The 13921-nt window shown below is 71.7% G+C and carries 11 protein-coding genes; 4 read left to right on the top strand and 7 right to left on the bottom strand.

Annotation, left to right across the window (positions count from 1 at the left end; genetic code table 11):
- The first annotated feature begins 24 nt into the window (after positions 1-24).
- Positions 25-1041: an SMP-30/gluconolactonase/LRE family protein gene (locus AB0B98_RS19170; RefSeq protein WP_357364176.1), complete on the top strand. Its 1017-nt coding sequence runs from the start codon at positions 25-27 to the stop codon at positions 1039-1041.
- Positions 1042-1204: 163 nt separating this feature from the next.
- Here AB0B98_RS19170 and AB0B98_RS19165 read toward each other — a convergent pair whose 3' ends face one another.
- Positions 1205-2455 (bottom strand): Ig-like domain-containing protein, encoded by a 1251-nt coding sequence (locus AB0B98_RS19165; protein ID WP_357364174.1) that lies wholly within the window; start codon positions 2453-2455, stop codon positions 1205-1207.
- 727 nt (positions 2456-3182) lie between these two features.
- Here AB0B98_RS19165 and AB0B98_RS19160 point away from each other — a divergent pair.
- Together AB0B98_RS19160 and AB0B98_RS19155 are read left to right on the top strand one after the other, a co-directional pair.
- On the top strand, positions 3183-4139 hold the full coding sequence (locus tag AB0B98_RS19160; protein ID WP_238672236.1) for a sugar phosphate isomerase/epimerase: 957 nt from the start codon (positions 3183-3185) through the stop codon (positions 4137-4139).
- A 23-nt stretch (positions 4140-4162) separates the two neighbouring features.
- On the top strand, positions 4163-6262 hold the full coding sequence (locus AB0B98_RS19155; protein ID WP_238672237.1) for a PQQ-dependent sugar dehydrogenase: 2100 nt from the start codon (positions 4163-4165) through the stop codon (positions 6260-6262).
- Positions 6263-6362: 100 nt separating this feature from the next.
- Here the strand turns inward: AB0B98_RS19155 and AB0B98_RS19150 are convergent, their stop codons facing one another.
- From AB0B98_RS19150 to pdhA, 4 genes are all read right to left on the bottom strand, one after another.
- A complete protein-coding gene (locus AB0B98_RS19150; RefSeq protein WP_357364234.1) occupies positions 6363-8042 on the bottom strand; it encodes a right-handed parallel beta-helix repeat-containing protein in 1680 nt (559 codons plus the stop codon).
- Positions 8043-8228: 186 nt separating this feature from the next.
- Entirely contained in the window at positions 8229-9611 is a 1383-nt protein-coding gene (locus AB0B98_RS19145) for a dihydrolipoamide acetyltransferase family protein (RefSeq protein ID WP_357364232.1), read from the bottom strand.
- Complete coding sequence (locus AB0B98_RS19140) at positions 9596-10600, bottom strand: alpha-ketoacid dehydrogenase subunit beta (RefSeq protein WP_357364230.1); 1005 nt, start codon at positions 10598-10600, stop codon at positions 9596-9598. The genes AB0B98_RS19145 and AB0B98_RS19140 overlap by 16 nt, the downstream gene beginning before the upstream one ends.
- Complete coding sequence (pdhA, locus tag AB0B98_RS19135) at positions 10597-11796, bottom strand: pyruvate dehydrogenase (acetyl-transferring) E1 component subunit alpha (RefSeq protein ID WP_357364228.1); 1200 nt, start codon at positions 11794-11796, stop codon at positions 10597-10599. Before pdhA ends, AB0B98_RS19140 begins: the two co-directional genes overlap by 4 nt.
- Before the next feature lie 72 nt (positions 11797-11868).
- On the opposite strand from pdhA, the gene AB0B98_RS19130 reads away from it, so the two are divergent.
- Positions 11869-12375, top strand: a complete 507-nt coding sequence (locus AB0B98_RS19130; RefSeq protein WP_124854498.1) for an Lrp/AsnC family transcriptional regulator — start codon at positions 11869-11871, stop codon at positions 12373-12375.
- 9 nt (positions 12376-12384) lie between these two features.
- Here the strand turns inward: AB0B98_RS19130 and AB0B98_RS19125 are convergent, their stop codons facing one another.
- Complete coding sequence (locus AB0B98_RS19125) at positions 12385-13356, bottom strand: DNA primase small subunit domain-containing protein (RefSeq protein WP_357364171.1); 972 nt, start codon at positions 13354-13356, stop codon at positions 12385-12387.
- A gap of 103 nt (positions 13357-13459) precedes the next feature.
- Positions 13460-13786, bottom strand: a complete 327-nt coding sequence (locus tag AB0B98_RS19120) for a hypothetical protein (RefSeq protein ID WP_238672239.1) — start codon at positions 13784-13786, stop codon at positions 13460-13462.
- Positions 13787-13921 lie beyond the last annotated feature (135 nt).

Raw genomic sequence — 13921 nt, 5'->3', positions numbered from 1 at the left:
GGCATTCCGGTGGAGAATAGGTCGATGCTGATCCCCCGGCCCCGGCCGCCCCGGCTGATCCGCCCCGTCCGCGAGCCGGCGACCAGCCCTCCGGCGCTGGCCGGGCCATGGGCCCCCACCGACCGCCGACTCGACGAGGCCGAGTTGCTACCCCTCCCCGCGGGCGCCGTCGGCCCCGAGGACGTGCTGGTCGACGGCGCCGGGCGGGTGATCAGCGGCGACGAGGACGGTCGGCTCTGGTGGTGGCCTGTCGACGCGCGGGCCGGCACCCCACCCCACCTGCTGGCCGAGACCCGGGGCCGTCCGCTCGGCATCGAGCTGGACCGGTCCGGTGAGGCACTGGTGGTCTGCGACGCGTACCGCGGGTTGCTGCGGGTCACCCCGGACGGCGCGGTACGCGAACTGACCGGAACGGCGCCCCCGGTGCACCTGGCCAACAACGCGACGGTGGCCCGTGACGGCACCATCTACTTCACCGACAGCTCCGACCGGTTCCCGGTTTCGCACTGGAAGCGGGACCTGCTGGAGCACCGTCCCAACGGTCGGGTGCTGGCCCATCATCCGGGCAACGGCCGCACCGAGGTGGTGACCGACGGGCTGTACTTTCCCAACGGAATCGCGCTGACCCCGGACGAGTCCGCGCTGATGCTCGTGGAGACCAGCACCCACCGCCTGCTGCGGGTCGAGCTCAGCGGCGGCGTGCGGGTCCTCGCCGACCTGCCCGCGTACCCGGACAATCTCGCCTCGGTGGGTGACGGGACGTACTGGATCGCCCTGCCCAGCCCCCGGGTGCCGATCGCCGAACGGCTCCTGCCCCATCCGCGGCTGCGCCAGATCGCCGCCCTGCTGCCCGACGCGATGCAGCCGCAGCCACGCCGCTATGGGCTGGTCGCGCTGGTCGACGACGCGGGAACGGTCCGCCGGACGCTGCACGGTCCGAACGGGCACTACTCCATGATCACCGGGGTACGCCAGCACGGCGACCACCTCTGGCTGGGCAGCCTGACCGGGCCCGGGGTGGCCCGCGTACCCCTGGGGTGACGGGCGAGGGCCACGGGCGGCGACAGAGCCGGGCCCGCCGCGTACCCCTGGGGTGACGGGCGGCGACAGAGCCGGGCCGCCCGCGTACCTCTGAGGTGACGGGCGGCAGCAGGGCCGGGCCGCCGTCGTGGCGGGCCGACCCTGTGCTGCCGCACGTGGTGTGTCAGCGGCCGCTGACCGAGGGCGCCGGTGCTGGCGAACCGCCGGCCACCGCGCCCGGGTGCGCCGGGGCGACCGGCGCGGGCTTGAGCCCGGGCGGCACCGGCAGGGCGCTGCCCCGGGCGAACTCGTCCCAGCTCACGTTCCACGCGGTCCAGCCGTTGCCCGGCTGTAGCTCCACCTCGGTGCCCTTGACGGTGACCAGGTCACCCACCTGCGTCACCCCCATCAACCAGTCGGCCGCGGTGGCGGAGACGTTCGCGCAACCGTGCGAGACGTTGGTGCTGCCCTGGTCCCCCTCCGACCAGGGGGCGGAGTGGATGAACTCGCCACCCCAGGTGTAGCGCTGGGCGTCGTCGACGTCGACCACGTAGCCACCATTCGGCTCACCACGGGTGTCGAAGGTGACCCGCTCGTGCTTCTCCATGATCACCATCTTGCCGCTGGAACTCGGCGTGCTCGGCTTACCCAGGCTCACCGGGATCCGGCGGACCTGCTTGCCGTCGCGCAGCACTGTCATCTGCTTGGTGGCGTTGTCGATCTCCAGCGAGACCTGCCGTCCGATCTTGGAGGTCGCGGTCCGCTCGGCGTCGCCGACCAGATTCTTGCCGATCGGCAGACCCTCCAGGCCGGCCCGGACACTGATGGTGGTCCCCGGCTTCCAGAAATCGGGTGCCCGGTAATAGACCTGACTTCCATCCTCAAGCCACGACCAGGTGCCCGGTTGCGGTGGATTTGTCTTTACGAACAACCGCCGCTGGACATCCGCCCTGGCCTCTTTCGGAATTCCTGGGTCGAACGCCACCGTTACCGGCATCGCCGTGCCGTACGTCCGATTGCCGTTGAAATACAGGGTGCTGGTGATCTGCGGCTTGGTCGATTTGGCCATCGTCGTGAAGGTGGTGGTGCGGGTGGTGGTGGCACCGGAGTCACCGGTCGCTGTCACCTCGGCGGTGTAGGTCCGTCGTGGTTGCAGCGGAGCGTTCGGCACCCAGCCGGAGCCGTCCTCGCGCGGCTCGGCGTTCACCTGCTTGCCCTTGTCGTCGGTGAGGCGTACGCCGGTGACCCGCCCGCCCTTGACCACGGTGCCCACCTCGGCGCTGACCGGGACGTCCCGGGCCTTGTCCCCCGGCGTCACGGCGAGTTCCGGTGGGGCGGCGTGCTTCCTGGCCGAGCCGGTCGCCGAACCCCGGTCGACGGTGCACGCACCCAGGACGAGTGGTGCCGCTGCGATGGTTACCGCCAACAGCGTCATTCGCCGCCTAGACGTCATGTTTCAGTCCCCCCGTTTTCGACTTCCCTCCGCCACATTCTTGCCCGCTTGACGGGCCCATTCGCGGCATTCGGAAATAATCGGCCGCGCATTTATCGACGCATTTTCCGACAATGCTCCGCTTGGCCGAACAGGGGTTCAAGCGACCCGTGTCATGCGTTTCGCTCCGCTTGAGCGACCCAACGTCGACTGTCCGAATGGTGCGGTGGTGGCACCTGGGGGCCCGGTGCGCCCATGGTCGACTCGACTTCAAGAAAGTCGCGGTATCCCGGCCGCCCTGACACCGCGACTTCCGTGAACCCGAGTGGATCATGCGCCGGGCCGGGCCCGGGCGAGCCGCAGCGGGCCGAGCCGGCCGGATCGCGCGGCGTGGTGGCACGGGAAGTAGAAGGTCAGGCCGGGTGGCGCACCTCGTGGGCGGACTTTTGTCAGTTGAAGCGAAACTTCCGGCGAACGCGACAAAGCTTTGCCTTCGTCCGGGGGCAAGGGTAAGGTCTCGATCTAGATAGAGGGTTGCCCATTCGTCGATCAACTTGCCGCCACCTCTGCCGGGTCGCCGCGTTCCGCTCCCGATGGGTCCGGGCCGCACCCGCGCCGTCCCTCACCGTCCAGCCGGAGCCCGCCTCCGGCCGGTTCGGCGCGCCCGGCGGACGGCAGTCAGGTCGACCGCCGCCGACGGCGTACCAGCCGTCAGGAAGGGACCACCACCATGGATCAACAACTCAACCGACCGGGGCCGACACCGGCGTCCGAGCCGGTCAGCCGCCGTGGAGTGCTGCGCGCCGCGACCGTCTCCGCTGCCGCTGTCGGTGCCGCCGGCCTGCTCGGCGGCCCCGCCGTCGCCGCGCCCGCCGGCCAGGCCCAGGGCCGCCGCCGGGTGCCTGTGGACCGGATCAGCATTCAGCTCTACACGCTGCGTGATCAGCTCGCCGCCGACCTGCCCGGCACCCTGGACGCGCTGCGCCGGATCGGTTACCGGCGAGTCGAGCACGCCGGGTTCGTCGGACGCACCGCCGCAGAGTTCCGGGCCGCGCTCGACGAGGCCGGGCTGCGTTCCACCTCCGGTCACGTCGGCATCCCGCAGCCGTTCGACGCCGCCACCTGGGAGCAGGCCCTCGCCGACGCCAACGTGGTGGGCTGCAAGAAGATCGTCCACCCGTACTTCGGTCGGGACGCGAGCGGTCAGCCGATCCGGGACCCTGCCGTCTACCGGGCCCTGGCCCGGGACCTGAACCGCGCCGGTCGGCTCGCCGAACGCGCCGGGTTGGACTTCGGCTACCACAACCACCAGCTCGAGTTCGTGCCGCTGACCGGCGGCTCGACCGGGTTCGACATCCTCAGCTCGCAGACCGATTCCCGGCTGGTCCACTTCGAGCTCGACCTCTACTGGACCTGGCGTGGCGCCCACGACCCGGTCGACGTGATCCGGGCCAACCGCGGTCGGATCCGCCAGGTGCACGTCAAGGACCTCGACGTCGAGGGTGGTTTCGCCGACCTCGGCGACGGCGTCATCGACTTCGGCCGCATCTTCGCCCACGAGCGTGAGGCCGGCATCGAGGAGTACATCGTGGAGCGTGACGACGCGGGCACCGCGCCGCGCTCCCCCGCCGACGCCCTGGACACCGCTCGCGTCGGATTCGACTATCTCGCTTCACTTCGGTACTGAAACCACCCCGGGGGACTCACCTGATGAACAGGACCGCATACGCGTCCGCCCTGCTGTTGGTGACGGCCGGTCTGGCCGTACCACAGTCGGCAGCGTCCGCAGCGCCGGCCGCGCCGCCGGACAGCAGCTTCCAGAAAGTGACACTGAACGACTTCCCGGGCGAGCCGATGAGCCTCGCCGTCCTACCCGACCTGCGGGTGCTGCACACCTCCCGCACCGGTGAGGTCCGCATCCACGACCCGCGCACCGGGCTGAACACCCTCGCCGCCGACATTCCGGTGTACGAGCACGACGAGGAGGGGTTGCAGGGCGTCGCCATCGACCCGAACTTCGCCCAGAACAAGTGGGTGTACCTCTACTACTCGCCGCCGATGGACACTCCGGTGGACGACCCGGCGACACCCGGCGTCAACGAGGGGGACGCGCCGGAGACCGGCACCGAGGCGGACTGGCAGCGGTTCAAGGGCGCGCTGCGGCTGTCCCGGTTCAAGCTGGACGGGACGAAGCTGAACCTCGCCAGCGAGCAGCAGATCATCGACGTGCCGACCGACCGGGGCATCTGCTGCCACGTCGGCGGCCAGATCGACTTCGACAGCAAGGGCAACCTGTACCTGTCGACCGGCGACGACACCAACCCGTTCGCCTCCGACGGTTACATCCCGATCGACGAGCGGGCCGACCGCAACCCGGCGTACGACGCCCAGCGCACCGCGGCCAACACCAACGACCTGCGCGGCAAGCTGCTGCGGATCAAGGTGAAGGCCGGTGGTGGCTACACGGTGCCGGCCGGCAACCTGTTCAAGCCGGGCACCGCGCAGACCCGTCCGGAGATCTACGCGATGGGGCTGCGTAACGCGTTCCGGTTCGCCGTCGACAGGCGTACCGACGACGTGTACGTCGGCGACTACTCGCCGGACGCCTCCAACCCGAACCCGGAGCGCGGCCCGGCCGGTCACGGCCGGTGGATGCGCGTCGACAAGCCGGCGAACTACGGCTGGCCGTACTGCGTGACGCCGACGATCGCCTACCGCGACTACGACTTCGCCACCGGCGAGTCCGGCGCCAAGTTCAACTGCAAGCGCCCGGTCAACGACTCACCGCACAACACCGGCAAGCGCGTGCTGCCGCCGGTCGAGCAGCCGGAGGTCTGGTACGCGGCCGCCGCCTCGGCCGAGTTCCCGCAGTTGGGCACCGGCGGTATCGCTCCGATGGGCGGCCCGGCCTACGACTACGACGGGACCAGCACGTCGCGTACCCGCTGGCCGGCCTACTACGACGGGGTGCCGCTGTTCTACGAGTGGACCCGTGACTACATCAAGGAGTTCCGCCTGGACGAGGACGGCGACGTCGACGACATCCGTCCGGTGGCGCCGTCGCTGGTGGTGGACAACCCGATGGACATGGAGTTCGGCCCGGACGGCGCGCTCTACGTCCTGGAGTACGGCGACGGTTACTTCGCCGAGAACCCGGACGCCCAGCTGTCCCGGATCGACTTCGTCAGGGGCAACCGGACGCCGATCCCGAAGATCAGCGGCACCCCGACCGTTGGGCAGGCCCCGCTGACCGTCGCGTTCTCCAGCGCCGGCACGACCGACCCGGACGGTGACAAGCTCAGCTACGCGTGGGACTTCAACGCGGACGGTTCGGTGGACAGCACCAACCCGAACGCGAGCTGGACGTTCCCGGAGAACGGCTCGTACACGCCGACGTTGAAGGTCACCGACCGCACCGGACGGTCCGCCTCGGCGTCCCTGCCACTGGTGGTCGGGCCGACCGCGCCGGTCGTCGAGTTCGTCACCCCGGAGGCCGGGCAGCCGTTCCAGTTCGGGCAGACCGTCGCGTACGAGGTGAAGGTCACCGACGACCTGCCGGTGGACTGCTCCCGGGTGAAGGTCACCTATGTGCTCGGGCACGATGAGCACGGGCACCCGCTCTCCACCTCGACTGGTTGCTCCGGCACCATTCCCACCTTCCTGGACGGTGGGCACAGCGGCGCTGACAACCTGACCGCGGTGTTCGTCGCGGAGTACACCGACGCCCCGACCGACCCGGGCGTACCTCCGCAGTCCGCTTCGGCGACCGTGGTGCTGGACCCGACCCCGGTGGCTGGTCTGGCCGGCTGATCAGCTCAACCGAGACAGTGGCGGCGGCCGGATCCTTCCAGCCGCCGCCACACGTCGTTCAGCTCCCCGGTCTCACCGGGGCCCAGCGACGGGTGGCCGGTCAGCTCCAGTCGCTGTCCACGTGGTTGTCCCGCCATCGTCCGCCCACCGGCGGGGTGTCCAGTCGCATCCCCTCGTCGGCGTTGCCGGCCAGGTCGTTGTCCTCGACCCGGCAGTCCACGCAACTGCCCCGCTCGGTGATCCACAGCCCGTGCGTCTGGGTCGGGTTGTCGTGGTTGTCCCAGACCCTGTTGCCCCTGATGGTGGCCGAGTCGAAGGGCGCGTCGATGGTGATGCCGGCCCGCCGCGCGGGGGCGGGGTCCAGTTCGTACGCGCAGCCCGGCGGTGGCACGTCCCCGCTCCACGCGCTGAACGCGTCCGGGCGGACCGGGGCGAGGGTGAGTTCGTCGCCGCTGTTGGCGGCCACCGTGGCCACGGACCGACCGACCCGCAGGATCTTGCCCCGGTGCCCGTCGTGCGGCCAGTCAGCGGTCCGGTCCACCAGGCTCCGTTCGCTGTAGCGGACGGCCTCGCCCTTACCGCCGGCGGCCTGGGCATACTGCCTTCCGTTGTTGCGGATCCGGTTGTTGAGCAGCACGGCGTCGGTCATCTGGTGGTCGATGCGGACGGCGTCGAGGCCGTTGCCCCAGAACTCGTTGCTCTCGATCACCACGTCGCGGACCGGGCCCTGGTAACCGCGCCGGAGGTCGCGCGCGTGGTAGCCGTGCTGACCGTTTCCGCTGATCCGGTTGCCCCGGACGGTGTACGGGCCGGGGCTGTTGCCGATGCTGACCCCGTCCCGCAGGTTGCCGTCGATGACGCAGTCGGTGAGCAGCCCGCCCCGGCCGGCAACGGTCGAGGTGCCCTGCGACGACACGTCGAAGCCGGCTTCCAGGTTGCCGGTCATCGTGCAGGCGGACACGATCAGCCCGTCGGTGCCCCAGTCCGAGATGCCGAAGCGGTTGCCCTGGCTGTGGCAGCCGATGATGCGGTAGCCGCGCGGTGGCTCCCAGTAGTCTTTCTGCAACTCCAGGAAGATCCCGTTGGTGCCGTTGGCCAGGGCGGTGCAGTTGGCGATGGTCAGCCGCTCCTCCGGGCCCCACCCGCCGACGCCGATACCGATGCCGGCTCCGCCCATCTGCTCGCCGTTGTCGAGCCGGCCACAGCCGACCACCACGACGCCGTCGATCAGGGTGTCCTGGAGGAAGTCGCAGCCCAGCCCGCTGGCGGCGGTGTGGTGGATGTAGAGGTTGCGGAAGACGCCCCGCACCACGTACTGGAGGCCGAGGCCCTTGGCCAGGTAGTTGTACTCGGCCATGGCCACGCCGGAGCCGTCGATCTGGAAGTCGGCGAAGGTGCAGTCGGCGATGTGCCGGTCCCGGTCGGCGCCGTGCTGGAGTGTCGTCCAGAAGGCCAGCGGGGTGGGGTCGGCCCGGTTGCCCTCGTTGCTGAGCATGAACCGGGTCGCCGCCGGGCCGGCCCCGATCAGCGACACACCGCTGCGCCACACGGTGCCGGCGTCGCGGATCGAGTAGATGCCCGGCGGGCAGTAGATGACCCGAGCCCGTCCGTCCGAGGCGTACCCGGTGCCGAGGCGGTCCACGAGGGCGGCCAGCGCCGGCTGGTCGTTGGTCGCGCCGTCACCGGTGAGCCCGTACTCCAGCGCGTCGCAGTACAGCGGCGCGCCGGCCGAGGCGGGCCGTCGTACCCGGACCGAGTTCAGCAGCAGCTCGTTCGCCACGGCCACGGCGGGCTCCCTTCGACGCGTTCGGTGCGCTCCGGCGGGGCCGACTTCCCGGTGAGGCCGCCGGGAAACCCCGGCCCAGAGACAGGCCGGGAGCCCTTCGCCGGATGACACCGCCGGGGAGCCCCGGACGTGCGCCGGCCCCGGCGCCGCAGAGGCAGCGCCGGGGCCGAGGGGTACGCGTCAGACGGCGGCGATCAGCAGCGCCGGTCGTTCCACGCAGTAGGCTACGTGCCGCAGGAAGCCGCCGGCCACCCCGCCGTCGCAGACCCGGTGGTCGAAGGTGAGGCTGAGCTGGGTCACCTTGCGGACGGCGAGCTGCCCGTCGACCACCCACGGCTTGTCCACGATCCGCCCGACCCCGAGCAGGGCCGCCTCGGGGTGGTTGATGATCGGCGTGGAGCCGTCGACGCCGAACACCCCGTAGTTGTTCAGCGTGAAGGTGCCACCGGTCAGCCGGGCCGGGGGCAGGCTGCCGGCCCGCGCGGCGGCCGTGGTCGCCGCCAGTTCGGCGGCCAGCTCGGCGGTGGTGAGCCGCTGGGCGTCGCGCAGCACCGGCACCAGCAGACCCCGGTCGGTCTGCGCGGCGATGCCGAGGTGCACCCCGGCGGACTGGACGATGCGCTGCGCCTCGGTGTCGACCCGGGCGTTGAGCTGCGGGAACCGGCGCAGTCCGCTGAGGCAGATCCGGGCCAGCAGGGCGAGGATGCTCACCGGCGCGTCGGGAGTCGCCGCGTTGATCGCCGCGCGGGTCTCCAGCAGGCCGGTGGCGTCCACGTCGACCCAGATGGTCACCTCGGGGATCTCCCGCCGGCTGCGGGAGAGCTTGTCGGCGATCACCTTGCGGACGCCGGTCAGCGGGACGATGACGTCGCCGTCTCCGGCCGGGGCCGATCCGACCTGCGGGTTCGGCACGGCGGCGAGCCGGGCGGCGGGCGCGGTCAGCGCGGCCTCCACGTCGGCGCGGCGGATCACACCTCCGGGTCCGGTGCCCCGCACCGTGTCGAGGTCGACGCCGTGCTCACGGGCCAGCCGCCGCACGATCGGCGAGATGACAAGGGCCGCGGACGGCGGTGCCGGGTCACCGGACGCGGCAGCCGCGCCGGACGCGGCACCGGCAGCCGCGTCGGTGCCGCCGGTCGGGCCGGCGTCGGCCGGTTCGGGGGCCACCGCCAGGCGGGGCCGCCGCCGACGGCGGGTGGCGGTGCCGTGGCCGGTGCCGTACCCGATCAGCACGTTGCCGGATCCGGCCCGCTCCTCCTCGCGGTAGGTGGCGTGCCCGGCGGGCTCGTCGCCGCCGTCCAGCGGCGCGATGGTGATCAGCGGCTGGCCGACCGGGCGTACCTCACCGGCCGCGCCGTGCAGGGTGACCACCCGGCCGGCGTACGGGCAGGGCACGTCGACGACGGCCTTGGCGGTCTCCACCTCGACCACGCTCTGGTCGACGGTGACCACGTCACCCACGGCGACCCGCCACTCGACGATCTCGGCCTCGCTCAGCCCTTCGCCCAGGTCGGGCAGGAGGAAGACCTGCGTCCGTTCGACGGTGGTCATGCCGCCGCCCAACGCGCGTCCGGCTGGTCGTCCCACTGGAGGCGGGCCACCGCGTCGAGCACCCGGTCCACGCCGGGCAGGTGCGTGTGCTCCAGCATCGGCGCCGGGTACGGGATGTCCAGTCCGGCGACCCGCAGCACCGGGGCGTGCAGCGCGTGGAAGCAGCGCTCCTGCACCCGGGCGGCGATCTCCGCGCCGACGCCCGCGAAGCCGGGCGCCTCCTGGATCACCACGCACCGGCCGGTACGCCGGACCGAGGCGGTGATGGTCTCGTCGTCGAACGGCACGATGGTGCGCACGTCGACGACCTCCAGGTCCCACCCCTCCTCGTGGGCGGCCTCGGCGGCCTCCAGCGCGACCGGCACCGCCGGCCCGTACGCCACCAGTGTGGCGTCGCGTCCGGGGCGGCGCACGACGGCCCGGCCGAACGGCTCGTTGCGGGTCGGCAGGGACGCCTCGGCGCTGGAGAAGTAGAGCTTCTTGGGCTCCATGAAGACCACCGGGTCGGGGTCCTCGATGGCCTCGCGCAGCAGCGAGTACGCGTCGTCGACTGTCGCCGGGGTGACCACCTTCAGTCCCGGGGTGTGCGCGTAGTACGCCTCGGACGAGTCGCAGTGGTGCTCGACTCCGCCGATCCCGCCCGCGTACGGCACGCGGATGACGATCGGCACGCTCAGCGCGCCCCGGGTACGGTTGCGCAGCTTCGCCACGTGCGAGGCGATCTGTTCGAACGCCGGGTACGCGAACGCGTCGAACTGCATCTCGACCACCGGGCGCAGGCCGGACATGGCCATGCCGACGGCGAAGCCGACGATGCCGGCCTCGGCGAGGGGGGTGTCGAAGCAGCGGTTCTCGCCGAAACGGGCCTGGAGGCCGTCGGTGATCCGGAAGACGCCGCCCAGCGCGCCGACGTCCTCACCGAAGACGACGACCCGGTCGTCGGCGGCGAGCGCGTCGGCGAGCGCGGTGTTGAGCGCCTTCGCCATGGTGGTGGCCATCAGGCGTCACCCTCCTCGGCGTGGGCGGCGACCAGTTCGGCGCGGACCTGCTCACGCTGTTCGATCAGTTGCGGGGTGGGCTCGGCGTAGACGTGGTCGAAGAGGCTCAGCGGGTCGACCGTTGGCTGCTCGTTCATCCGGGTCCGCAGGTCCGCCGCGTACGCCTCGGCCTGCTCGGCGATCTCGGCGACCGCCGCGTCGTCGAGCACACCGCGGGCGCGCAGGTAGGTCTCCAGCCGGGCGACCGGGTCCCGGTCCCGCCAGGCGTCGACCTCGGCGCCGTCGCGGTAGCGAGTGGCGTCGTCGGCGTTGGTGTGCGGCTCCATCCGGTAGGTGTGCGCCTCGACCAGGAACGGCCCCTTGCCGGCCCGGGCGTGGGCGACCGCGCGGGTGAGCACGGCGAGCACCGCAACCGGGTCGTTGCCGTCGACCTGCTCGCTGGGTACGCCGTAGCCGACGCCCTTGTAGGCCAGCGACGGCGCGGCGGTCTGCCGCGACAGCGGGACGCTGATGGCGTACTTGTTGTTCTGCACGAAGAAGACCACCGGCGCCTTGAACACGGCGGCGAAGTTGATCCCCTCGTGGAAGTCGCCCTCGCTGGTGGCGCCGTCGCCGATGAAGGCCAGCGCCACAGTGTCGCGACCCTGGTACGCCTCGCCGTGCGCCAGCCCGGCGGCGTGCACGCACTGGGTGGCGAGGGGGGTGCACTGCGGCGCGGTGTGTACCTCGGTCGGGTCGTAGCCGCAGTGCCAGTCGCCGCGCAGCAGGGTGAGCACCTCGACCGGGTCGATGCCTCGGGCAACCAGCGCCATCGACTCGCGGTACGTGGGGAAGACCCAGTCGGTGTCGCGGACGGCGAGGACCGCGCCGACCTGGCACGCCTCCTGGCCCCGCGAGGACGGGTAGACGGCGAGCCGGCCCTGCTTGGTCAGGGCGGTCGCCTGGGTGTCGAAGCGGCGGCCGAGCACCATCCGGCGGTACAGCTCGCGCAGCACCTCGGCGGGTGGTTCGGGGTAGTCGGCACGGGCGGGCAACGGCGTGCCGTTCTCGGCGAGCAGGCGGACCGGCTCGGCGTCTGGCAGCAACGAGCGCGCCGGGTCGGGCGGGGTGACCGTTCGACGGGCGCGCGGGGATGCCCTGCGGACCGCCTGGGGAGTGGTCGTCACGGCGGAACCTCCTGGGACGTGTGGTGAGCCTATGCTTCCGCTTGTGAATGATTGACTCAAGATCGACACAGAAGGCGGGACGGTTGGCATGCGGAGGGCCCAGCAGTGAGCCAGGAGACCGCCGACGAAGCAAGCCGGGGCGCGGGATCGGGACGATCGGCCCGAGCCCTGGACGAGGTCGACCGGCGGATCCTCGACGAGCTGGTCCGCGACGGTCGCACGTCGGTGCGCACTCTCGCCGAACGGATCCACATCTCCCGCACCAACGCGTACGCGCGGGTGGAGCGGTTGCTCCGCGACGGGGTGATCACCGGGTTCCGGGCCCAGGTGGCGCCCGAGGCGGCCGGGCTGGGCACGTCGGCGTACATCGCCCTGACCATCGAGCAGAACACCTGGCGGGAGGTGTCGGCCGAGCTGGCCCGGGTGCGCTACATCGAGCACGCCGCGCTGCTCGGCGGTGACCACGACGTGCTCGCGCTGGTGCGCGCCCCGGACAACGCCGCGCTGCGCGACGTGGTGCTCGGCCGGGTGCAGAGCATTCCCGGGGTGCTGTCCACCCGCACCTGGCTGGTCTTCGAGGAGTTCGACGGGCTCGGCAGCCCCTGGGCGTGAGCGCCGGGCTCAGCGCTCCGGCGGAGCCTCCAGCCCGTCGCGGTCGGCCAGCTCCAGCAGCGGTTGCAGCGAGTGCCGGTCACCGTCCAGGCCGGCGTGCGGGTCGCCGCGCTCGGCGAACCGGGACGGCATGCTGAGCACGTCGAAGTCCTCCGGTCGGACCTGGTCCAGCTCCGACCAGTCCAGCGGCGCGGAGACCAACGCGGCCGGCGTCGGCCGGATCGAGTACGCCGAGGTCACCGTGTGGTCCCGGGCCATCTGGTTGTAGTCGACGAAGACCGGCCGGTCCCGTTGTTCGCGCCACCAGGTGGTGGTGACCAGGTCCGGCAACCGGCGCTGCATCTCCCGGCCCAGCGCGAGCACCGCCCGACGGCAGTCACCGAAGCTCCACCGCGGCTCGATCGACAGGTAGACGTGCAGGCCCCGACCGCCGGTGGTCTTCGGATAGGCGGTCATGCCCAGCTCAGCGAGGAACGCCCGCACCTCGTGCGCCACCGGCACCACCTGCTCGAAGCCGACGCCCGGCATCGGGTCCAGGTCGATGCGCAGCTGGTCGGGGCGTTCCACGTCGGCGGCGGTGACCGGCCACGGGTGGAACCGCAGGGTGCCCAGGTTGGCCGCCCAGATGACGACCGCCAACTCGCTCGGCGCGATCTCGTCGGCGCTACGGCCACTGGGGAACGTGATGTGCGCGGTCCGCACCCACTCGGGCGCGCCGGCCGGCAGCCGCTTCTGGTAGAACGCGTCGCCCCTGTTGGTCTGCCGGGTGGCGATCGTCGCGCCCTCGAAGACACCGCGCGGCCAGCGTTCCAGCATGGTCGGCCGGTCCCGCAGCGCCCGCAGGATGCCGTCGCCCACCGCCAGGAAGTAGCGGACCACGTCCAGCTTGGTCAGCCCACGCTCCGGGAAGTACGGCTTGTCGGGGCTGGAGACGCGGACCAACCGCTCCCCCACCTGGATCTCCTCCGCCGCCGTCGCCATCTGCCGAGGGTACGACGCGCAGGCACGCCGTACGGCCATCGAACGGACACCCGTCCGGCGCGGCGGCGGAGCTGTCCGGCGGCGGCGGGGCTGGCGCACCCGGTCAGGTGATCAGCAGCACGCCCACCACGATCATCGGCAGCCCGACGAAGAGGAAGATGCCGACGCCGGTGAGCACCTGGCCACCGCCGGCCGTCTCCCGCTCCGGCGCGGCGCCGAAGGTGGCGCGCGGGCCGAGCATGCCCATCCGGCTCAGCGTCAGGTCGCCCGTCACGCCGAGGAGCCCGCCCACCACCACCAAGCCGATGCCCAGCCGGTTGGTGTAGGCACCGCCGGCGATCGCCACCCAGATCGCTGCCGCGACGGCGACCAGCACCCCGGCCATCACGAATATCAGAAACGCTTCCCGCAAACCGCGCACGACGGTCACCGTCGACACCCCCCCGTTGGCTGTCCGTCACATTGTTCCGCATCAACCCCTCGCGGCGCTGCCCCGCAGACGGCGGCGACCTGCACGGTCGTCCGGGCGGCGTGCGATCGGCGGGCCACGGTTACCGCGGTGGGC

The sequence above is a fragment of the Micromonospora sp. NPDC048947 genome (assembly GCF_040649495.1).
In the GTDB taxonomy this organism is placed as follows: Bacteria; Actinomycetota; Actinomycetes; order Mycobacteriales; family Micromonosporaceae; genus Micromonospora; species Micromonospora alfalfae.
This window is presented reverse-complemented; position numbering and strand designations above follow the sequence as displayed.